We start from the raw sequence: 20,493 nt of genomic DNA, 5'->3' as shown, positions 1-20,493 counted from the left end.
CTCTATTTCAGCCAAGCGGCCATGCGTTCGATCGCCTCTTCTATCTCGGCATTCGAACCGGCATAGGAAATGCGCAGCGCACGATGTCCTTCGACGGGATCGAAATCGAGGCCCGGCGTGGCAGCCACATCGATTTCCGCCAGCATCTTGCGGGCAAAGGCCATGCTGTCGTTGGTAAAACGGCTGACATCGACATAGGCGTAAAAGGCGCCATCCATGGGCGAGGCGATGCGCAAGCCGATTTCCGGCAGGCGGCGCATCAGGAAATCGCGGTTGCGGCCATAGCTTTCGCGATAGATATCGAGTTCGGCACCGGCCCCCAGCGCCGCGCCCGCGGCAATCTGCGACAGCTCCGGCGCGGAAATGTACAGGCTCTGGGCCACGCGCTCGGTGGGGCGGACGAGCCGTTCCGGCAGAACCATCCAGCCGATGCGCCATCCTGTCATGCAATAATATTTCGAGAAGGAATTGATGACGATCGCCTCGTCGGTCAGCTCCAGCGCGCTCGTCTCCTCGCCGACGAAGGTCAGGCCGTGGTAGATCTCGTCGGAGATGAAGGCAATCGAACGATCGGCGCAGTAGTCGGCGAGCGCCTTCAACGCCGCCCTGCCCGTCACCGTACCTGTGGGGTTGGCGGGGCTTGCCAGCAACACGCCCTTCAGGCGCTTGCCGCTTGCCGCCTGCGCCGCTTCGAGGCTTTCGGGAGTGAGCGTGAACTGCGTTTCATCCGTGACCGGCACCTCGACGACGTCGAGGCCGAGCGCGGCAAGAATATTGCGATAGGCCGGATAGCCCGGCCGGGCGATGGCGACGCTGTCGCCGGCATCGAACAGGGTCAGGAAAGCAAGGTTGAAGCCGGCCGACGACCCGGTCGTGATGGCGATGCGCTTCGGATCGATGCTCAAGCCATGACGCGCCTTATAGTGAGCGGAAAGCGCCTGGCGCAGGGCCAGAGTGCCGAGCGCATCCGTGTAACCGATGCGGCCGTGGCCGAGTGCGGTGCGTGCGGCCTCCAGCGCCGCCTGCGGCGCGGGATGAGACGGCTGCCCCACGGCCATGGAAATGACCGGATGCCCGGCCTGGCGCCGTCGCGTCGCTTCCGCCAGCACGTCCATGGCATGGAAAGGTTCGACATCGCTACGCTTGGATAGGGAAAACAAGATCAATTCTCTCTCGGATGGGGTTGCCGTGCGACATTTGCCGCAATATCGGCCCGTTCACAATCCTGCGATTGCCGCTTTGCCGTGAAAATTCCTGTTTCTGGAAATAAGGACGCACCGTAAATTGTCTATCCATATTTGCGGATGTTAACCCGACGATGTTATGCCGCATCCGGAAACGACGTCTCCGCCCAGATCCAAATGAGGACCCAATGACCCTTTCTTTCAAAAGCCTGCTGACGGTTTCGGCGATTGCCCTGACAGCGTCCTTCGCCGCAATCCAGCCGGCGGCCGCCCTGGATGACCAGCAGAAGAAGGAGATCGGGGATTTCATCAAGGAATATCTGGTCGAGCATCCGGAAGTGCTGCTGGACGCGCAGGCCGCGCTCGAAAAGAAGCAGGACGAGGCCCGCATCGCGCAGTCGTCCCAGGTGATCGACAAGAACAAGGACGCGATCTTCAACTCCAAGAACGATGTGGCCATCGGCAATCCGAAGGGCAACATCACCGTCGTGGAATTCTTCGACTATAACTGCACCTACTGCCGGCATGCGCTCGGCGATATGGACGCGCTGCTGAAGCAGGATAAGGACGTACGCTTCGTCCTCAAGGAATTCCCGATTCTCGGGCAGGATTCGGTTGCCGCATCCCGCGTCTCCAATGCGTTCCGCCAGCTCGCTCCGGAAAAATATGCGGAATTCCATCACAAGCTTCTGGGCAGCGACGGCCGCGCGTCCGAAGACACCGCCATCGAGGTCGCGACCTCGCTCGGCGTCAGCGAGACCGCCATCCGCGCGGAAATGGCAAAGAGCCCGAACACCGACACGATCAAGGCAACCTACCAGCTTGCCTCCGATCTCAACGTTACCGGCACGCCGGCCTATGTCATCGGCAACGAAATGATTTCCGGTGCAATCGGTCTCGACGCCATCAAGGAGAAGATCGCCAACGTCCGCAGCTGCGGCAAGACCAGCTGCTGAGATACGGCAGCATTTCCGCATTCGGCTTACGCTTCGAAACGGCGGCGCGTCATCACGGGGCGCAAAAATGCCAAAATCGCGGCGTTTCCACATCTAGAGACATGCAACCTTCGCTCCGGGGCTTTCCTATAAGGCCCCGGGAGTCTATAGGTTGCGCTGCACTTTGACGGAACATCTGATGGCGCAAACGATTTTTGTCCTGAACGGACCCAATTTGAATGCCTTGGGCAAGCGCGAGCCGGGCATCTATGGCGGCAAGACGCTCAAGGATATCGAAGCCGACTGCAAGTCCGCAGGTGAGAGCCTGGGCTTCGTCATCGATTTCCGGCAGAGCAATCACGAAGGCGTGCTGGTCGACTGGATGCATGAAGCCGGCGACAAGGCTGCCGGAGTTGCGATCAATCCCGGTGCCTATGGTCATACGTCGATCGCGCTGCATGACGCCATTCGCGCCATCACCATTCCCGTTGTGGAAGTTCATATCTCCAACATCCACGCACGCGAAGAATTCCGGCACAAATCGATGATCGCGCCCGCCGCAAAGGGCATGATCTGCGGTTTCGGACCTTATAGCTACATCCTGGCGCTTCATGCGCTGAAATCCATCACCCAATAACAAAAATACAGGGCAAGAAATCCAATGGCTGAAAAGAAATCGGGTATCGACCAGGCGCTGATTCGCGATCTCGCCAACATTCTCAACGACACGGATCTGACCGAGATCGAAGTCGAGCAGGAAGATCTGCGCATCCGGGTATCTCGTGCCGGCACGCCGCAATACGTGCAGGCGCCGATCGCCGCTCCGGCCGCTTACGCCGCTCCGGCCGCCGCCGCAGCAGCACCGGCCGCCGCCGCTCCTGCAGGCAAGACCCGCAATCCCGATAACGTCGTCAGCGCGCCGATGGTCGGCACCGCCTATCTGGCGCCGGCGCCCGGTTCGGCCGCCTTCATTCAGGTCGGCTCGGTCGTCAAGGAAGGTCAGACGCTGCTGATTATCGAAGCAATGAAAACGATGAACCAGATCCCTGCGCCAAAATCCGGCACGGTGACCGAAATCCTCGTTCAGGATGGACGTCCGGTCGAATACGGCGAAGCTCTGGTCGTCGTCGAGTAAGGCTGGCCCATGCCCATCATTTCGAAGATTCTCATAGCCAATCGTGGAGAGATCGCCCTTCGTGTGCTGCGTGCCTGCAAGGAGCTCGGCATTGCGACCGTCGCGGTACATTCGACCGCCGACGGCGACGCGATGCATGTGCGCCTGGCGGATGAAAGCGTTTGCATCGGCCCGCCGCCGTCGCGCGACAGCTATCTCAACATCCACCAGATCGTAGCCGCCTGTGAGATTACCGGCGCGGACGCCGTGCATCCCGGCTATGGTTTCCTGTCGGAAAATGCCAAGTTCGCCGATATCCTCGAAGCGCATGGCATCACCTTCATCGGCCCGACGGCGGAACACATCCGCATCATGGGTGACAAGATCACCGCCAAGACCACGGCGCAGCAGCTTGGAATTCCGGTCGTTCCCGGTTCCGACGGCGAAGTGAAGACCGAGGCGGAGGCGCTGACGACGGCGCGCGAGATCGGCTATCCGGTGCTCATCAAGGCAACCGCCGGCGGCGGCGGCCGCGGCATGAAGGTCGCCCGCACCGAGGAAGACCTGATAGAAGCCTGGACGACGGCGCGCACGGAGGCCGCAGCCGCCTTCGGCAACGAATCCGTCTACATGGAAAAATATCTCGGCAAGCCGCGCCATATCGAGATCCAGGTATTCGGCGACGGCGAAGGCAACGCGATCCATCTCGGCGAACGCGACTGCTCGCTGCAGCGCCGCCACCAGAAGGTTTGGGAAGAAGCCAACTCTCCGGCGCTCAACGTCGAGCAGCGCATGAAAATCGGCAAGATCTGCGCCGACGCCATGAAGAAGCTGAAATACCGCGGCGCCGGCACCATCGAGTTCCTCTATGAAAACGGCGAGTTCTATTTCATCGAAATGAACACCCGCCTGCAGGTGGAGCATCCGGTGACGGAAGCCATCACCGGCATCGACCTCGTACACGAGCAGATCCGCGTCGCTTCCGGCGGCGGTCTTTCGGTGACGCAGGACGAAGTGCATTTCCATGGCCACGCCATCGAATGCCGCATCAATGCCGAGGATCCGCGCACCTTCGTCCCCTCGCCCGGCACGATCACGCACTTCCATGCGCCTGGCGGCCTCGGCGTGCGCATCGACTCCGGTGCCTATCAGGGCTACAGAATCCCGCCCTACTACGACAGCCTGATCGGCAAGCTGATCGTGCACGGCCGCACCCGCGTCGAGTGCATGATGCGGCTGCGCCGCGCGCTCGACGAATTCGTGGTGGACGGCATCAAGACCACCCTGCCGCTCTTCCAGGATCTGGTTTCCAATCAGGATATCGCCAATGGCGACTACGATATCCACTGGCTGGAAAACTACCTGGCCAAGACATCGGCCTAGCCTGTGCCGGGAACGCGCGGCAAACATCCCGGCATAACCCCGGAGATTTTGCTGCGCGCCTATTCCATCGGGCTCTTCCCGATGGCGGAATCGGCTGACGACCCGGAGATATTCTGGGTCGAGCCGGAATTGCGGGGCATCATACCGCTCGACACGTTTCACGTTTCCAAAAGCCTCGCAAAGAGGATTCGTCAAAATCCCTTCGATATCCGCGTCGATACGGATTTCGAGGCTGTCATCGCAGCCTGCGCCGAACAGACGAGCGAGCGTCCGAGCACCTGGATCAACGATACGATACGCTCGCTTTATTCCACCCTGCACCACATCGGCCACGCCCATTCCGTGGAAGCCTGGGAAGGCGACACGCTGGTCGGCGGCCTCTACGGTGTTTCTCTGGGCTCTGCCTTCTTCGGCGAAAGCATGTTTTCACGACGCACGGACGCCTCGAAAATCTGCCTCGTCCATCTCGTCGAGCGTCTGCGCGAGCGCGGCTTCACCCTGCTCGACACACAATTCACCACCGAGCATCTGAAGACATTCGGCGCCATCGACATGCCGAAAGATGCCTATGCCGCGATGCTGGAGAAAGCGATGGAATCACCCGACCTGAGCTTCTCTAACGGTTGAAATCCGCCTGGATGAATTGATTCAAATCAAGAATCCGCTAAGTTTCGGCACAACAGCCGAGGGTAGAGTCTTGAAGAATCGTCTTGCAATTGTCTTTCTGGCCGCGTTGGCGGTCGCTACGCAGGTCAGCGCCAAATCCTTCCACGATATGTTCGGCGCCGAGCCGCCCGCGGACGAAGAAGGCGCGGTGTTGAAAACACTGGATTTCCAGCAAGGCGCAATCAAGATTCCCGCGGCCAATGCCACGCTGAACGTTTCGGACCAGTTCTATTATCTCAATCCGCAGGATTCGAAGAAAGTACTGGTCCAGCTCTGGGGCAATCCGGAAAGTTCCGTGGGCAGCCCGCTCGGCATGATCTTTCCTGTTAAATATCCGCCGACGGACCCGCACTCCTGGGGCTCCGTCATCGATTATGACAGCAGCGGCCACGTCTCCGACGAAGATGCCGCATCAACGAATTACGACGATCTGCTGAAGCAGATCCAGGATGCGATCAAGGAGCAGAATCCCGAGCGCGAGCGACAGGGTTTCGACCCCATTACGCTGGTCGGCTGGGCAGAGCCGCCGCATTACGACAAGTCGACGCACGCCCTGCACTGGGCGCGCGATCTGATCTTCGGCAACGATCCGAAGGCGGGCCACACGCTGAACTATTCCGTGCGCGTGCTGGGACGTGAGGGGGTTACCCAGCTCGATTTCGTCGCCGGGCTGGACCAGCTTCAGGAGATCAATGCGGCCATTCCCACCGTCATCGACACTGTGCAATATGATAGCGGCAAGCGCTATGCCGACTTCGTCGATGGCGACAAGATCGCCGCCTACAGCATGGCGGGGATGATCGCTGCCGGGGCCGGCGTGAAAGTCGCCGCGAAACTCGGGCTGCTCGCCATCGTCCTCGGCTACTTCAAGAGTTTCGGCATCGCCCTGCTGGCGTTGAAAAAGGGGCTGATCGTCGTCCTTGCAGGCGTCGTTGCGGCTGGCCGCAAGGTCCTGGGCCTGTTTCGCCGCAAGGGCAATACCGACGCCTGAGACAATCCGCGCCTGCGATTTTTACGGTTTCAAATTCCGATTGCGGTCTGCTATCGCCGCGCGCGAAGAGCGCCGACGCACAGAAGTTTCACTTTGCCGCCGTGATACCGGTCTTATTTTGCGCCGGCCGTGTCTGGCGGCGGCACGTCGGACTTCTGCTTGCACTCTTTCAGCCAGACGTCATAGATCGGATGCTCGACGGCATTGAGACCGGGACTATCGGCGAACATCCAGCCGGTGAAGATACGCCGGATACGGCGGTCGAGGGTGATTTCATCGACCTCGACGAAACCGTCCACCTTCTGCTGCTCGGTAGCATCGCGCGAATAGCAGGCGCGCGGCGTCACCTGCAGCGCGCCGAACTGCACCGTTTCGTTGATATAGACATCGAAAGTCGTGATGCGGCCGGTGATCTTGTCCAGGCCGGAGAAGACAGCGACCGGGTTGGAAATACGGGCAGCCTCGGCGGTGGAAGCTGCCATCATGCCGGCGAAAAGAGCGATGCCTGCTCCCGCCATTGCACGCAAAGAAGCGCTCCGCGTGGAAAACGTCATATCCGCCAATCTCCGCTTGGTCTCGGTCAAGGCGCCGGGCAAAAGCCGGCATATGTCGCGCCTAACGGCCAATTGTGGCCAAAGGACGAGCCGGCCTTTCCGCTCAGTTACCCCGGCCGCTCAGTTGCCGGGGGTCCAGGCGTCGTAGTCGCCGGTCACACGCGGACGTTCGCCGGCAACGGCGAGAGAGCCCGGCGGACGATAAGCCTGAGGCGAGCCGGTGAGGTTGGCGCGATGTTGCTTCTGCCATTCCTTGGCGACGTAGTTTTCCTTGGACGGCGGAACATCGGTGCGGTGATGCATCCAGCCATGCCAACCCGGGGGAATGGCCGAAGCTTCGGCATAGCCCTTGTAGATCACCCAGCGCTTCGGAAGGCCATAGGAGGACATGCCGCCTTCGTAATAGACATTGCCGAATTCATCCTCGCCGACACGCTTGCCAAAACGCCAGGTCGCGAAGCGCGTCCCCATTGTCTGACTGTTCCACCAGGTGAAGGTCTGTACGATGAGATTCCACATGTCTTTTCCTCGATACCCGCTGAGGGGCGAGCGATACCAGAATTCGATAGTTTGCTTATGCCGCCACCGGACCGGCTTGTCCAGTGATTCCAGCAGGCAAACAGGCTCATTTCAATGTCATCTTGAAACCCAGATGCGTCGGCTTGAAACCCAATCTTTCATAGAAGCGATGTGCATCTTTACGTACAGCATTCGAGGTCAATTGCACCATGCGCATGCCGCGGCCTTTTGCCTCGTCGACACAGAAATCGATCATTGCGGCGCCGATCCCCTGCCCGCGCAGATCCGTCCGCGTCTGGACCGACTCGATGATCATCGCCGACGATCCCCGCCCGTGCAGCGAGGTAACGGCGATCGTCTGAAAAGTGCCGACGATCTCGCCGGCCAGCTCGGCGGCGTAGAGCGTCTGGTCGGAAGATGCCGCGATGGCGCGAAAGGCGCGCAGATAATCGTCATAGGCGGAGGGATCGGCCGTATCGCCGTGGCCACCCATGGCATCGGCGGCGAAGAGATCGATCAGGGAAGGAAGATCGGATTCCTTCGCTTCGCGGATAAGTAGTTCTTGTGAGGACAATGCATTCTACCTAAATCTTTGTCTGCGATCACTCGCAGATTGGAAATGCCAGATGGCGGCGACCAGAACATATACATTTGAATATTTTATGCCGGAGATTCATCTCAAGACCGCTCTCCTCACTTTTTCGACAGTCCTCTTTGGCTTTATTTCTCTAGTCGCAAAAGGTGGCGCGGGGCCACATCTCATCCTGTTCGTGGCTTTTTCCGCCAGCGTTCTCTTCGCCTTTTTAGGCTTTTACAGGATCACCCATTGGACGAAAAAAACCGTTCTAGTTGTCGGTCCACAAGGACTTACCGATAACCGATTTGGACAGGTAACGATCCCTTGGACAACAATCGAACGTATCGATCTGACGCCGCCGACAGCGAACAATAGCTTGCAAGCTGAGCAGAACCGCTTTCTATTTCGCGGTATGATCCGGCTGCTTATAGCATCCGGAATCTACGGGACAGTCTCGATTCCTGGTAATCCAACCTTGACCGAACACCGCGACAAGCGACGTATCAAGCTTTGGCTTCGGTCTGGATCGCGAATTGAGCAAACAACGCCTGTCGCAAGACTTCGCATCCGCGACAGGGCTGATGGAACTCAACGAGTTTACATCGCGACAGTAGATCTCAATGCGACGCGCGAAGAGCTTCTTGCCCTGATCGTCGACTTCCATGCGCTGTACGGAAGCATGGCCCAAAACCAGCCGGCAGCTACGTAGCCAGCGGCTTCTCGAATATCAGCGCCGGAATGCCCGATTGCCCGCTACCGCAATTTTCAGTGCGGCCGGCCTCGACAAAGCCGTGCGCCTTATAGAAGGCAATTGCCGCCTCGTTTTGCGGATCGACCTCCAGACGCATGATCTCCGCGTCCGGAAAGCAGGTTTCCAGCTCGGCGAAGATATCGCGGCCGATGCCCTCCCGCTGATGACGGGGGCTGACGTAGAGCATGTAAAGCATGACCGTCTTGGTCATCTCCGTCGACATGGCGGCATAGCCCATGCCGCCGATCGTCCTGCCGTCATCGGCAACGAGGAATTCGGAGTTCTTGTTCGCCAGCCGCGCCTTCAGCGAAGCCGGCGAGTGCCAGGAAGCGTGCAGCTCGCTGACCTTTTCCGGCCCATAGATCCGGTCGTAGGTCGCATGCCAGGTCTCGCCCAGCAGAGCGCGGACCTTTTCCAGGTCCTGCTCGCCGGCGGTGCGGACGAAGAACACCGCTTATTCCTCTTCGATGCCGAGCTTGGCCTTGACCAGCGCCTGCACGGCCTGCGGGTTTGCCTTGCCACCCGTCGACTTCATCACCTGGCCGACGAACCAGCCGGCAAGCGTCGGCTTGGCCTTGACCTTGGCGACCTGATCCGGGTTGGCGGCGATGATCTCGTCGACGGCCTTTTCGATGGCGCCGGTATCGGTAACCTGCTTCATGCCGCGGGCCTCGACGATTTCAGTAGGATCGCCGCCTTCGTTGAGCACGATCTCGAACAGATCCTTGGCGATCTTGCCCGAGATGGTTTCGGCCTTGATGAGGTCGATGATCGCGCCGAGCTGAGCGGGCGAAACCGGAGTCTCTTCAATATCTTTGCCGGTTTTGTTCAGAGCGCCCAGCAAGTCGTTGATGACCCAGTTGGCAGCCATCTTGCCGTCGCGGCCGGCGGCAACCGCCTCGAAATAATCGGCGATCGCCTTTTCCGAGACAAGCACCGATGCGTCATAGATCGAGAGGCCGAGTTCGCGAACGAAACGCTCCTTCTTGTCGTCGGGCAGTTCCGGCAGGTGCTCGGCAAGTTCCTTGACGAAGGCGTCATCGAATTCGAGCGGCAGCAGATCCGGATCGGGGAAATAGCGGTAGTCATGCGCATCTTCCTTGGTGCGCAGCGACCGCGTCTCGCCCTTGTTCGGATCGAACAGGCGGGTTTCCTGGTCGATCGTGCCGCCATCCTCCAGAATGCCGATCTGCCGGCGCGCTTCATACTCGATCGCCTGACCGATGAAGCGGATGGAGTTGACGTTCTTGATTTCGCAGCGTGTACCGAATTCGCCGCCCGGACGGCGGACCGAAACGTTGACGTCGGCGCGCATCGAGCCTTCGTCCATGTTTCCGTCGCAGGTTCCGAGATAGCGCACGATGGAGCGCAGCTTCGTCATGTAGGCCTTCGCCTCGTCGGACGAGCGGATGTCCGGCTTGGAGACGATTTCCATCAGCGCCACGCCGGATCGGTTGAGATCGACATAGGACATGGTGGCATGCTGGTCATGCAGCGACTTGCCGGCGTCCTGTTCCAGGTGCAGGCGCTCGATGCCGATTTCGATGTCCTCGAACTGGCCCTGACGATCGGGACCGAGGGAAATAACGATCTTGCCTTCGCCGACGATCGGGTCCTTGAACTGCGAGATCTGATAGCCCTGCGGCAGGTCGGGATAGAAATAGTTCTTGCGGTCGAAGATCGAGCGCTTGTTGATCTGCGCCTTGAGGCCAAGACCGGTGCGCACGGCCTGCTTGACGCATTCCTCGTTGATGACTGGCAGCATGCCGGGCATGGCGGCATCGACCAGCGAGACGTTGGAATTCTGCGGCTTGCCGAACTCGGTCGAGGCTCCGGAGAAAAGCTTGGAATTGCTCAGCACCTGGGCATGGACTTCCATGCCGATAACGATTTCCCAATCGCCGGTGGCACCGGGAATGAAGCGTTTTGGATCTGGCGTGCGGACGTCGACAAGGGTCATGGGAAGCTCTTGAAATGCTGTTCTTCTGAACTTTGTGAGGTAGAGCAATTGGCCGGGCGGCGCAAGGCTTTCGGCATGCGCCGATGCGCTATATGCCCGGTCCGTAAGCGCCGTCGCTTTCCTCGACCAGCGATTTCGAAAGCCCCACGGTCGGCACGTCGCTGTCGAGTTTCGGAGAGTAGACGACCGACAGCCAGTGGATCTGGTAGCCCCGCGCCTTGAAGAAGGCGATGGCATCCGTATTGCCGGCATGCGTATGCAGGGAGACCTTTTCCAGCCCCTGTTCCCGCACATCCTGCTCGACGCGCGCCAGCAGCGCCGAGCCCAGCCCTCGCCGCAGAAAATCCGGATCGATCCAGAAATCGGAGATCGCCTCGTCCAGTCCCTCGCGGGCTGCCCATCCGACCGCCTCTCCGTTCAACTCGATGACGGTAATCGTCAGCCACAGATTTCGAGTGAAACTCGAGAAGGCCTCGCTGGCGCTTTCCAGCAATTCACCCGTACCGCCGATCGCTCCCATGGCCTTCTGCCAGGAGCGCAGGCCGATGCTCGCCAGCACCTCGGTCTCGCCTTCATGGGCATTGCGAATATGGATCATCGTGCCCCCGCCATTTATCAGCAGTAAAGCATCGGCGAAAGGCTTTTGCCAGCGGCGAGATTCGCAATCGCGAGGGAGGGCGAGAAGCGTGAATCGGGTTGCGCTTGACCGCAAGGCGCAACCTGCTTTAGACAGAAAGCCTCAACGGAGTTTTGATGTCCAACTTTTGTCAGTCCCGGTAAAGGCCCCGCTCGCAAGTCTTCTTGCGTGCCGGGCCTGAAAAACGAAGCCCCGGCTTCCCCCAAGGGAAGGCTCGGATCGTTTTTGTGCGCCTCCTGGCGCTTGACGGATTCTGACAACAATGGACATTTCCCGCGCCGAACAGCGCATTCTTCACCTGCTCGCTCAAGGCGGGCGCATCGAAATCGAACGCAGCGACGGCAAGAAGATCGAGACCGTCTACTGCTACACGCGGGACGGCTGGGTCTATCCCGATTTCGGCCTGGATCTTTTCCGACGGCTGAAGCGCCTCAGGGCCATCAAATCCACCGACGGCCATCCCTATCGCATCAGCGAGAAGGGTTTGCGGCTGGTGCGATCGCAACTGAACAATCGATAGGCCAGACACGAGAGCCGCCTGGCAGGGCGGCTCTCACGGCTCGATGCTCCTGACGGGAGGATCAGAACGTGGCGATGATTTCCGCGACCCGGTCGCCGCGGCGATCGTATTCCTCCTGCACCACGGTGCGTCTTTCGTTCAACGCGGCGATTTGATCCTCGCTGTCTGCCAACGCCTTCAAATAGCGTTTTTTCAAATCGCTATTGTCGGGTACGGCGCCGAGATTTTGTCTTATCCGCTCTTGCTCGCCGGTGACCTTGCCGAGTTCGCTATCGAGATTTTCCAGATCGTTCTGGATGGCGACTTGCCTTTTGCGCGCATCTGCGAGATTTGCGAGCTTGTCCGTCAGCGCCTTGTCCTGCGTCGAGGCAGACCAGCCGAGCAGCGTGTCCGGCTCGGCATCGAGCAAAGCGTAACTGTTGCTCTGAAGCTGCTCGTCGACAGCGGTCAACGTCTTTTCGGCGCCTGCCGGCACCACCGCCTTGAGCCGCTGATGCGTTGCCGTCTTGCCGAAGCTTTCACTCGAGGAGAACGACCAGCCGTCCCTGATCGGATGCTCGACGATGACGGTCCGCTCGCCATCGAGCGCGCCCGAGACGGTGTATGTCGTCGTCTGGCGATATTTGACGACGGCGTTCATCATTCCATCGGCAACCTTCAGAGAGGCGATTTCCTCCGTCGGTGTCTGCTGCTCGCTGATCGATACCTTTCGGTCGGTTGCAAAACTGGCGAGGCGCGTGTCATCCTTCGGCAAGGCCGAGAGTTGGGAATCGCCCACATAACCGGTCTTGCTGTCGTATAGTGTGAGAATGCCCGGAGGCATGCTGACGCCGGTCGTGTTCTTGAGCATCACGGCGGCGATGGGATTGTGCAGGACGCTGCCCGCCCGATACATATCCACCATGTCGGCTTCCACATCCGCATCCATGATCGGCACCGACAAGGTGTCGCCATTGGCCAGATCGTAAGTTCCCGGAAGTTCGAAGGTGGCGGAGATATCGCTTTCGGTCGCCGCGGTGGGATTGGCTGCGGCCATTTGCACCGGTTCGGCCGGGCTTTCCAGCCCGTCGGCCGCTTCCGCCGACATCTTTCGCTCGGCCCCGCCCATCATTGGCTTCGCGAGCGCGGGCGCCGCCCGTTCCGCGAAATTTCCCGACAGACGTCGCCTGCCGGACAGATCGCCGCTATCGGGATCGGGAACGTTATTCGACGCCGTATTCACCGGAACTTCCTGCCGCTCTCTCCAATAAAGCTGGTGCAGAGCCTGCTTCAGCGTCACCGGCTCGGCCGAGGTCAGTGTCAGCTTGACGCCCTTCCAATCCTCGCCGCTGGCATTTTCCAGCACCGTCCATGCCTGCAGGCGGGCCTTGTCATTTCCCTCGATGACGACCTTGTAGGCCGTTTTCCAGATCGGCGACGGCACGACATAGGTCAGGCCGATATCGCCGCTGTTCTTGACGCCGTTCACCTTGATATCGATGGCGCGAGTGCGGTCATTCTTGCCGCGGGCAATGGCTGCAGCCGCCATGGCGAGCTTTGCGCGCGTGTCGGGATCGTCAAGCCGGACGGATGCATCCTCGCCGAGCGCCAGCGTCTCCACCGCGCCATCCTTGTCGATAACGGTCAGCAACGGCACCGTTGTCTTCTCGTCGACCTTCCTCGTCTCGATGCCAAGGATATTCCCCTCGACCGTCTTGCCGCCGCTGCTGACCGTCACCTTGCCGCCCTGCAGCGATGTCAGAAGCGATGGCACGGACGAGAGCGCTTCCAGATTGAACGGCAAGCCCTTGAAGGTTTCCTGCAATGGCTGCGGCCCTGCCAGCGACATGCCCGCCACAGAACCCGCAGAGCCGTTGACCACAAGGCTCTTCAGGATATCGTCGACCTGATCGAGCGGCACCTCGATGCGGATCACGCCGTCGCCATCGAGATCGGCCGACCGGGAAACCTGGGCCAGGCCTCCCGAGGACAGGGTAATGGAACGAATGGCCCCATTATCGGCCGCCAGCGAAATCGCCGGCCATGATGCGCCGAGAAGCAGGATCGCCGTGACGTGCTTGAGCATGAAGAGACCTTCCGATTCGGTTGCAGAGGACGAGACCAAGCGGCTCGCTGCAATTTATGATCGTATTTCGGTCCAAAATGTGATGGCGACCGGGCGGAATATTGGCATGTAAAAAGGGCCGCCCGGATTTCCGGGCGGCCCTTAAGTAATGTCAAACGTCACGAAGTTTCGCGAGATCTTTCATCAAGCCACTCGTGCCGTTGTGGATCTTCGGCTTACCACCACTTCGCCGGCGTGAACTTGCCGGCGGCCTGTTCGATGACGTGGGCGGTCTTGAAGAGGGTTTCTTCTTCGAAGGGCTTGCCGATGAGCTGCAGGCCGAGCGGGAGGCCCTTCGGGTCGAGGCCGGCGGGGACGGCGATGCCCGGGAGACCGGCCATGTTGACCGTCACCGTGAAGATGTCGTTCAGGTACATCTTCACAGGATCCGAGGCGAGGTTCTCGTCGGCGATGCCGAAGGCCGAGGACGGCGTGGCCGGCGTCAGGATCGCGTCGACGCCGGCATTGAAGGCCAGTTCGAAGTCGCGCTTGATCAGGGTGCGGACCTTCTGGGCGCGCAGGTAGTAGGCATCGTAATAGCCGGCCGACAGAACGTAGGTGCCGATCATGATGCGGCGCTTCACTTCCTGGCCGAAGCCGGCCGCGCGCGTCTTTTCGTACATGTCGACGATATCCTTGCCGTCGACGCGCAGGCCGTAGCGGACGCCGTCGTAGCGGGCGAGGTTCGAGGATGCTTCGGCCGGGGCGACGATGTAGTAGGCCGGCAGCGCATATTTCGTGTGCGGCAGGGAGATGTTGACGATCTCGGCACCGGCATCCTTCAGCCAGGCAATGCCCTGCTGCCAGAGCGTCTCGATCTCCTCCGGCATGCCGTCGACGCGGTATTCGTTGGGGATGCCGATCTTCATGCCCTTTAGCGACTGGCCGAGCGAGGCTTCGTAGTCCGGCACCGGCAGGTCGACCGAGGTCGTGTCCTTGGCATCGACGCTTGCCATCGACTTCAGCAGAATGGCGGCATCGCGCACGTCGCGGGCGATCGGGCCGGCCTGGTCGAGCGACGAGGCGAAGGCGGCAATGCCCCAGCGCGAGCAACGGCCATAGGTCGGCTTGATGCCGACGGTGCCGGTGAAGGCGGCGGGCTGGCGGATCGAGCCGCCAGTATCGGTCGCCGTGGCGCCGGCGCAGAGATGCGCGGCAACGGCAGCGGCGGACCCGCCGGACGAGCCGCCCGGAACGAGCTGCTGGTTGGACCCTTCGGCACGCCAGGGATTAATGACCGGGCCATAATAGGAGGTCTCGTTGGAGGAGCCCATGGCGAACTCGTCCATGTTGAGCTTGCCCAGCATGACGGCGCCGTCGTTCCAGAGGTTCTGCGTCACCGTCGATTCATAGCGCGGCTTGAAGCCGTCCAGAATGTGGCTGCAGGCCTGGGTATGGATACCTTCGGTGCCGAACAGGTCCTTGATGCCGAGCGGGATGCCTTCGAGCGCACCGGCCTTGCCGCTGGCGAGGCGCGCATCCGAGGCCTTCGCCATCTCGCGGGCTTTATCGGGCGTCACGGCGATGTAGGCATTGATCTGACCGTTGGCCGCGTCGATCGCCGAGATATAGGCCTCGGTCAGTTCGGTGGCGGTAATCTGCTTGGCGCGCAGCTTGTCGCGGGCTTCGGCAATGGTCAGGCTGGTCAGTTCGCTCATTTTGTTTCGCTTCAGATCTGGAATTGGGCAATGGGTCGGAAAAGGCTCGACAGGAACCGTTATTCGACGACTTTGGGCACCAGGAAGAAATTCTGATCGGTGTTCGGCGCATTGGCGACGATGTCGGCAGCCTTGTTGCCGTCGGTCACTTCGTCGGTGCGCTTCTTCATTGCCATCGGCGTGACGGAGGTCATGGCCTCGACGCCATCGACATTCACTTCGGAAAGCTGCTCGACGAAGCCCAGAATGCCGTTCAGCTCGCCCATCATCCGCTGCGCCTCGTCTTCGTTGACGGCGATACGGGCAAGATGGGCGACGCGTTTGACAGTGGCGAGGTCGACGGACATGGCATTCTCCGAGGTAGGTTTTACCTACATTGCAAGTAGGTATTTTTCACACTCGCTATAAAGGCCATGCCCGCCATACGCAACGGGTATCGTCAGGCAGAAACGCTCTCGCCCACCTTCGGTGCCGCAACCGCGGTCTTCGAGCCTTCCATGCCGGCGACGAACTTCTCCGGCGTCTGGTCGATGATCGGGAACGTGCCGTAGTGGCAGGGAATGGCGGTCTTGAAGTTGAAGAAGCGCTGGCAGGCGAGCGCCGCGACTGCCCCGCCCATGGTGAAGCGGTCGCCGACCGGCAGGATACCGATATCGGGCTGATGCAGTTCGTTGATGAGGCCCATATCCGAGAAGATGTCGGTATCGCCCATATGGAACAGCGTCGGCTCGTCATCGAAATGCAGCATCAGGCCGTTCGGATTGCCGAGCGCGTGAGAGACGCCATCCTCGGTGATCTGGGCTGAGGAATGCAGAGCATTGGTGAAGGTGGCGGAAAAGCCGCCGAGGCCGACGGTGCCGCCGGTATTGCCCATTTCCAGCTTCGCCACGCCCTTGGTGCCGAGCCAGGCGGCGAGATCGGCATTGGCAAGAACGACCGCGCCCGTGTCCTTGGCGATCTGAACCGCGTCGCCGACATGGTCGGCATGGCCGTGCGTCAAGAGGATATGGGTCACGCCGGCGGCGGCGTCCTTGACGTTGAGACCGGCGGCGGCAAAGGAGGAATTGTAGTTCAGGAAAGGATCGATCAGTATTTTTGCCCTGCCCGTTTCGATGCGAAAGGCGGAATGGCCGAACCAGGTGATCTTCATTGGATTGCTCCTTATTACTTGATTTGAAATGCAAGGCTGGTGTCTAGGAGATATCCCAAACCGCTGCAATGAAAAGCGGCTTCGACTTCAATTTGTTTTGACGAGAGCGAGACCCTGATGACGACGCTGACCATCGAAGACCTAGCCGCGATGCTTCTGCCCGGCCAGCCGATTGCCGGCCTCGACCTCGGCACGAAGACCATCGGGCTTGCCATGTCCGATCTCGGGCGGCGCTTTGCGACCCCGCGTCCGGTGATCAAGCGGGTGAAGTTCACCCAGGATGCCGGAACGCTGCTCGCATTCGCCGGAAAGGAAAAGGTCGCCGCCTTCGTCATAGGGCTGCCTGTCAACATGGATGGCTCTTCGGGGCCGCGCGTTCAGGCGACCCGCGCCTTCGTGCGCAGCATGTCGGAAAAGACCGCCCTGCCCTTTGTTTTCTGGGACGAACGGCTTTCGACCGTAGCGGCCGAGCGGGCGCTTCTGGAAATGGATGTCTCGCGAGCCAAACGGGCCGAGCGTATCGATTCGGCCGCCGCGAGCTTCATTCTTCAGGGAGCCTTGGACAGGCTGTCGGCGCTCGGCAGGGCGACCTTGCCCGATCTCGACGCCTGACGGCGGCGCCACCATCCCATGACGGCAGCGCGGCGGCGAAAGCCGAAGATCGCGAACACCAGCAGGCTGTCGAAAGCAATGGCGCGCGCCACCAGCGGCGGGATGGTTTCCGGCGGGATTCCGAGAATCTTGCCGTAGATCTGGAACACCAGATCATGCATGTGCCGCGTCAGCATGAAGATGCCGAAGCTCATGTCGTAGTACGACAGATAGTACCATGCCCCGAGAAACGAGACGGGGCCGGCCCAGCAGATCAACAGCCACTTCATGCGGTACCTCTTCGACGCGGATATTGCGTCGTGCCAGCCGACAGGACGAGCCAATTCGACAGCGCCATGGCGCTCAAGACAATTGCGGGCAACGTTATATCTAGTGCAAGCACGGCGAAGAACATCATCGCAGTGACAAGAAACACCAATTTTGCGGGTCTCGACCCCATGGCTGCACGCTTGATGGTTAACTATTCGTCTTCTCACAGTGACGAGTTAACCGTTGCGGCGCAACGTAAACCATTTGTTAAGGTTAACGGCGGAGCGGGCTTGTGGATATCCCTCGCCGAAGCGCCGACATCAGCCGTAGACGCCGCGCACGATGCGCTTCAAAGCCGTTGCCGCCTTCTCCCAATCCCTGCCGTTTTTCAAGACAAGACCGGCGCACTGGTCGCTGACGGCCGAAGCCAGCACGATATGCTGGATGGCCGCGAAAATCATGGCATTCACCGCCTGCGCATCGACGCCCTTGGGCGGTGCCAGCGAGCCCCGCATGCGCTCGATCCAGCCGGCGAGCGCCCTGGAGCGTGCCTCCGACAGCCGGCGGACCTGTTCGCTGCTTTCGGAAACCTCCCAGGCGACGATGCGGCGCATGAGGGGATCGGCGCGCAATGCATCGAGAAACAGCAGCGAGAGCCTTTCCATCAGGTCGCCGTAGGTCAGCAGAAACATGCCGCCGGTATCGTCGGGAATGCGATCCGCCACCCAGCTGCCGAGATCCGTGCCGATCGCTTCCACGAGGCCATTCAGGCCGCCGTAATAGCGGTAGATCAGCTGCTTGTCGCAGCCGGCGCCGCGGGCAACCGCGTTGATGCCGAAATTCTGAAACCCCTCCTCCGCCAGAAGCCGCTTGGCGGCGTCGAGGATCGCCTGCTCGGTCGCGGCGCGATTGCGCACGCGCTTTTCCGCGGCAGGCGCTTGCAGCGGGATTTTAACGGCAGCGTTTGCAACGCCCATCGAGTCGACTCCAATCTGTCACCGGGCGGTGAATAGCAAGCAAGGCGGCCTCGAACAACAAAGCCGTGGGCGCGCAAGCCCGTCAAAGCCCGCAAATCCACAGATTAGAGAAGCTGCCGAACCATTTCTTACGTGGCCGGCGGATAAAGCAGGTCGACGATATAGCTGGCGTCGAAGCGAGAATCGAGCATGCCGTAGGTGGCGCGCCAGCCGCCGGCAAGACGGGTTTCGATGAAGGCATCGGCGATCTTGCCGGCTCCCAGGCGGTAAAGCTCGGCGGCACCGGCCGCGAGCGCCATCTGTTCGACCAGCAAACGGGCAGCCCCCTCGTCCTGCTCGCAAAGCGCCATGGCGGCGCGCAGCACATCGATGGTCTTCTTGCCGGCCGGACCGAGATCGCGGGCGAGACCGGCGAAGACGGTCTCGAACAGGTCCTTGCCCCGGTTCAGCACGCGCAGCACATCGAGCGCCATGACATTGCCGGAACCTTCCCAGATCGCATTGACCGGCGCTTCGCGGTAATGCCGCGCAATCGGGCGCTCCTCGATATAGCCGCTGCCGCCGATGCACTCCATGGCCTCATAGATCAGCGCCGGCGCGATCTTGCAGCACCAATATTTGGCGACCGGCGTCATGACGCGGGCATAGGCGGCGTCCTCGCTGCTGCCGCTCGCCTTGTCGAAAGCTTCGGCGAGACGGAAGGCAAGCGCGGTCGCCGCGGCGACATCGAGCGCCATGTCGGCAAGCACGCGCGTCATGATCGGCTGGTTGACCAGCATCTTGCCGAAAACGCTGCGGCCGCGTGCGTGATGCACGGCTTCGGCCAGCGAGGCGCGCATGATGCCGGCAGACGCCAGCGCGCAATCGAGCCGCGTCAGCGTCACCATGTCGAGGATCGTGCGGATGCCACCATCCGGCGCCCCGAGCAGGAAGCCGAACGTATCGGTGAACTCGACCTCCGAAGAGGCGTTCGAGCGGTTGCCGAGCTTGTCCTTGAGCCTCTGGAAATGCAGGCCGTTGGCCGAGCCATCCTCCAGCAGCCGCGGCACTAGGAAACAGCCCATGCCGTCCCTGGTCTGGGCGAGCATGATGAAGGCATCGCTCATCGGCGCCGACATGAACCACTTGTGGCCCGACAGCCGGTAAATGCCCTCGCTGACCTTGTCGGCACTCGTCCTGTTGGCGCGGACATCCGTGCCGCCCTGCTTTTCCGTCATGCCCATGCCGATGGTGACGGCACTCTTCTGCATGGCGGGTTTGTTGGACGAATCGTACTTACGCGAGAGGATTTTCGGCGCCCAGTCCTTCTGCACGGCCGGCGACGCCATCATGGCGGCCACCGAAGCGCTGGTCATCGTCAAAGGGCACAGGTGGCCGCATTCGAGCTGGGCCGTCAGATAAAAGCGGGCGGCGCGCACCTTGTGCGACTGACCCTTCGCTTCGGGATCGGCCTGCGCGTCCCAGATCGAGGAATGCAGGCCCATCGCCATGGAGCGGCGCATCAGCGCATGCCAGGCGGGATGGAATTCGACGACATCCAGACGCTCGCCGCGCGGGCCATGGGTGCGCAACTGCGGCACCCCCTGGTTCGCCATGCGCGCCAACTCCTGCGCCTCGTGCGAGGTGACGAAACGACCGTGCTGCTCGAGGTCTTCACGTATCGAACGCGGCAGGCCGGACGTCAGATCGACGATCAGCGGATCGGAACGATAGGCATTGATACCGGTCCAGAGGCTCGGCTGGTTCAGGTCGGCAAAAGGGTCGTCGGTCCGGGTCGGTTGGGTCATGAATCGCTTGTAGAGCAAGAAGGTTGCAAAAGGAAACTGGAAGTTACGTCTCCCAACAGCATAGCTGCTGTAGCGGGATTCGGGCGAAATTGCATGGGGAACAAGCCGACGCATCGCACGGCCACGCTTGCCCCTGGCGCACTCCCTCTTTATAGACCGCCTGAC

The 20,493-nt window shown here is 60.7% G+C and carries 23 protein-coding genes; 9 read left to right on the top strand and 14 right to left on the bottom strand.

Features of this window, described 5'->3' with window-relative positions; genetic code table 11:
• Positions 1–2 precede the first annotated feature (2 nt).
• A complete protein-coding gene (locus ACJJVH_RS04900; RefSeq protein WP_412064844.1) occupies positions 3–1,160 on the bottom strand; it encodes a pyridoxal phosphate-dependent aminotransferase in 1,158 nt (385 codons plus the stop codon).
• Positions 1,161–1,372: 212 nt separating this feature from the next.
• Between ACJJVH_RS04900 and ACJJVH_RS04895 the strand changes: the two genes are divergently transcribed.
• The 6 genes from ACJJVH_RS04895 to ACJJVH_RS04870 all read left to right on the top strand — a co-directional run bounded on the left by ACJJVH_RS04895 (position 1,373) and on the right by ACJJVH_RS04870 (position 6,273).
• The gene (locus tag ACJJVH_RS04895; protein WP_112803182.1) at positions 1,373–2,140 is read left to right on the top strand and encodes a DsbA family protein; all 768 of its coding nucleotides are present in this window, start codon (positions 1,373–1,375) and stop codon (positions 2,138–2,140) included.
• A 178-nt stretch (positions 2,141–2,318) separates the two neighbouring features.
• A complete protein-coding gene (gene aroQ / locus ACJJVH_RS04890) occupies positions 2,319–2,756 on the top strand; it encodes a type II 3-dehydroquinate dehydratase (protein WP_112803180.1) in 438 nt (145 codons plus the stop codon).
• A gap of 24 nt (positions 2,757–2,780) precedes the next feature.
• Complete coding sequence (gene accB, locus ACJJVH_RS04885) at positions 2,781–3,254, top strand: acetyl-CoA carboxylase biotin carboxyl carrier protein (protein WP_113386154.1); 474 nt, start codon at positions 2,781–2,783, stop codon at positions 3,252–3,254.
• A 9-nt stretch (positions 3,255–3,263) separates the two neighbouring features.
• A complete protein-coding gene (gene accC, locus ACJJVH_RS04880; protein WP_412064843.1) occupies positions 3,264–4,616 on the top strand; it encodes an acetyl-CoA carboxylase biotin carboxylase subunit in 1,353 nt (450 codons plus the stop codon).
• Positions 4,617–4,619: 3 nt separating this feature from the next.
• A complete protein-coding gene (aat, locus tag ACJJVH_RS04875) occupies positions 4,620–5,243 on the top strand; it encodes a leucyl/phenylalanyl-tRNA--protein transferase (RefSeq protein WP_412064842.1) in 624 nt (207 codons plus the stop codon).
• 70 nt (positions 5,244–5,313) lie between these two features.
• A complete protein-coding gene (locus ACJJVH_RS04870; RefSeq protein WP_412064841.1) occupies positions 5,314–6,273 on the top strand; it encodes a DUF2167 domain-containing protein in 960 nt (319 codons plus the stop codon).
• 113 nt (positions 6,274–6,386) lie between these two features.
• On the opposite strand, the gene ACJJVH_RS04865 is transcribed toward ACJJVH_RS04870, so the two are convergent.
• From ACJJVH_RS04865 to ACJJVH_RS04855, 3 genes are all read right to left on the bottom strand, one after another.
• Positions 6,387–6,827 carry a DUF2155 domain-containing protein gene (locus ACJJVH_RS04865; protein ID WP_113372359.1) on the bottom strand — a complete coding sequence of 147 codons (441 nt, stop codon included), beginning with the start codon at positions 6,825–6,827 and terminating at the stop codon, positions 6,387–6,389.
• A gap of 120 nt (positions 6,828–6,947) precedes the next feature.
• Positions 6,948–7,346: an NADH:ubiquinone oxidoreductase subunit NDUFA12 gene (locus tag ACJJVH_RS04860; protein WP_112803174.1), complete on the bottom strand. Its 399-nt coding sequence runs from the start codon at positions 7,344–7,346 to the stop codon at positions 6,948–6,950.
• Positions 7,347–7,452: 106 nt separating this feature from the next.
• Complete coding sequence (locus ACJJVH_RS04855; protein ID WP_113392116.1) at positions 7,453–7,920, bottom strand: GNAT family N-acetyltransferase; 468 nt, start codon at positions 7,918–7,920, stop codon at positions 7,453–7,455.
• A gap of 52 nt (positions 7,921–7,972) precedes the next feature.
• On the opposite strand from ACJJVH_RS04855, the gene ACJJVH_RS04850 reads away from it, so the two are divergent.
• Positions 7,973–8,632, top strand: coding sequence for a hypothetical protein (locus tag ACJJVH_RS04850; RefSeq protein WP_113365874.1), 660 nt, complete (start codon positions 7,973–7,975; stop codon positions 8,630–8,632).
• Here the strand turns inward: ACJJVH_RS04850 and ACJJVH_RS04845 are convergent.
• The 3 genes from ACJJVH_RS04845 to ACJJVH_RS04835 all read right to left on the bottom strand — a co-directional run bounded on the left by ACJJVH_RS04845 (position 8,625) and on the right by ACJJVH_RS04835 (position 11,232).
• A complete protein-coding gene (locus ACJJVH_RS04845; RefSeq protein ID WP_412064840.1) occupies positions 8,625–9,125 on the bottom strand; it encodes an N-acetyltransferase family protein in 501 nt (166 codons plus the stop codon). The genes ACJJVH_RS04850 and ACJJVH_RS04845 overlap by 8 nt on opposite strands.
• Before the next feature lie 3 nt (positions 9,126–9,128).
• On the bottom strand, positions 9,129–10,634 hold the full coding sequence (gene gatB / locus ACJJVH_RS04840) for an Asp-tRNA(Asn)/Glu-tRNA(Gln) amidotransferase subunit GatB (protein ID WP_113359856.1): 1,506 nt from the start codon (positions 10,632–10,634) through the stop codon (positions 9,129–9,131).
• An 88-nt stretch (positions 10,635–10,722) separates the two neighbouring features.
• On the bottom strand, positions 10,723–11,232 hold the full coding sequence (locus ACJJVH_RS04835) for a GNAT family N-acetyltransferase (RefSeq protein ID WP_412064839.1): 510 nt from the start codon (positions 11,230–11,232) through the stop codon (positions 10,723–10,725).
• A gap of 301 nt (positions 11,233–11,533) precedes the next feature.
• On the opposite strand from ACJJVH_RS04835, the gene ACJJVH_RS04830 reads away from it, so the two are divergent.
• Positions 11,534–11,791 carry a YjhX family toxin gene (locus ACJJVH_RS04830; RefSeq protein WP_112803162.1) on the top strand — a complete coding sequence of 86 codons (258 nt, stop codon included), beginning with the start codon at positions 11,534–11,536 and terminating at the stop codon, positions 11,789–11,791.
• A 61-nt stretch (positions 11,792–11,852) separates the two neighbouring features.
• Here the strand turns inward: ACJJVH_RS04830 and ACJJVH_RS04825 are convergent, their stop codons facing one another.
• The 4 genes from ACJJVH_RS04825 to ACJJVH_RS04810 all read right to left on the bottom strand — a co-directional run bounded on the left by ACJJVH_RS04825 (position 11,853) and on the right by ACJJVH_RS04810 (position 16,703).
• Complete coding sequence (locus ACJJVH_RS04825; RefSeq protein ID WP_412064838.1) at positions 11,853–13,856, bottom strand: DUF4139 domain-containing protein; 2,004 nt, start codon at positions 13,854–13,856, stop codon at positions 11,853–11,855.
• A gap of 215 nt (positions 13,857–14,071) precedes the next feature.
• The gene (gene gatA, locus ACJJVH_RS04820) at positions 14,072–15,553 is read right to left on the bottom strand and encodes an Asp-tRNA(Asn)/Glu-tRNA(Gln) amidotransferase subunit GatA (protein WP_412064837.1); all 1,482 of its coding nucleotides are present in this window, start codon (positions 15,551–15,553) and stop codon (positions 14,072–14,074) included.
• Positions 15,554–15,612: 59 nt separating this feature from the next.
• Complete coding sequence (gene gatC, locus ACJJVH_RS04815; RefSeq protein ID WP_015339557.1) at positions 15,613–15,900, bottom strand: Asp-tRNA(Asn)/Glu-tRNA(Gln) amidotransferase subunit GatC; 288 nt, start codon at positions 15,898–15,900, stop codon at positions 15,613–15,615.
• A gap of 92 nt (positions 15,901–15,992) precedes the next feature.
• The gene (locus ACJJVH_RS04810; RefSeq protein ID WP_412064836.1) at positions 15,993–16,703 is read right to left on the bottom strand and encodes a metal-dependent hydrolase; all 711 of its coding nucleotides are present in this window, start codon (positions 16,701–16,703) and stop codon (positions 15,993–15,995) included.
• A 117-nt stretch (positions 16,704–16,820) separates the two neighbouring features.
• On the opposite strand from ACJJVH_RS04810, the gene ruvX reads away from it, so the two are divergent.
• The gene (ruvX, locus tag ACJJVH_RS04805) at positions 16,821–17,315 is read left to right on the top strand and encodes a Holliday junction resolvase RuvX (RefSeq protein WP_412064835.1); all 495 of its coding nucleotides are present in this window, start codon (positions 16,821–16,823) and stop codon (positions 17,313–17,315) included.
• On the opposite strand, the gene ACJJVH_RS04800 is transcribed toward ruvX, so the two are convergent.
• The 3 genes from ACJJVH_RS04800 to ACJJVH_RS04790 form a co-directional block, all read right to left on the bottom strand.
• Complete coding sequence (locus tag ACJJVH_RS04800; protein ID WP_412064834.1) at positions 17,252–17,584, bottom strand: DUF6105 family protein; 333 nt, start codon at positions 17,582–17,584, stop codon at positions 17,252–17,254. The genes ruvX and ACJJVH_RS04800 overlap by 64 nt on opposite strands.
• Positions 17,585–17,884: 300 nt before the next feature.
• The gene (locus ACJJVH_RS04795) at positions 17,885–18,541 is read right to left on the bottom strand and encodes a TetR/AcrR family transcriptional regulator (protein ID WP_412064833.1); all 657 of its coding nucleotides are present in this window, start codon (positions 18,539–18,541) and stop codon (positions 17,885–17,887) included.
• A 128-nt stretch (positions 18,542–18,669) separates the two neighbouring features.
• Positions 18,670–20,328, bottom strand: a complete 1,659-nt coding sequence (locus tag ACJJVH_RS04790; protein WP_112803204.1) for an acyl-CoA dehydrogenase family protein — start codon at positions 20,326–20,328, stop codon at positions 18,670–18,672.
• Between the last annotated feature and the right edge of the window lie 165 nt (positions 20,329–20,493).

The organism is Rhizobium sp. SYY.PMSO (assembly GCF_046840415.1).
Lineage (GTDB): Bacteria > Pseudomonadota > Alphaproteobacteria > Rhizobiales > Rhizobiaceae > Rhizobium.
This window is presented reverse-complemented; position numbering and strand designations above follow the sequence as displayed.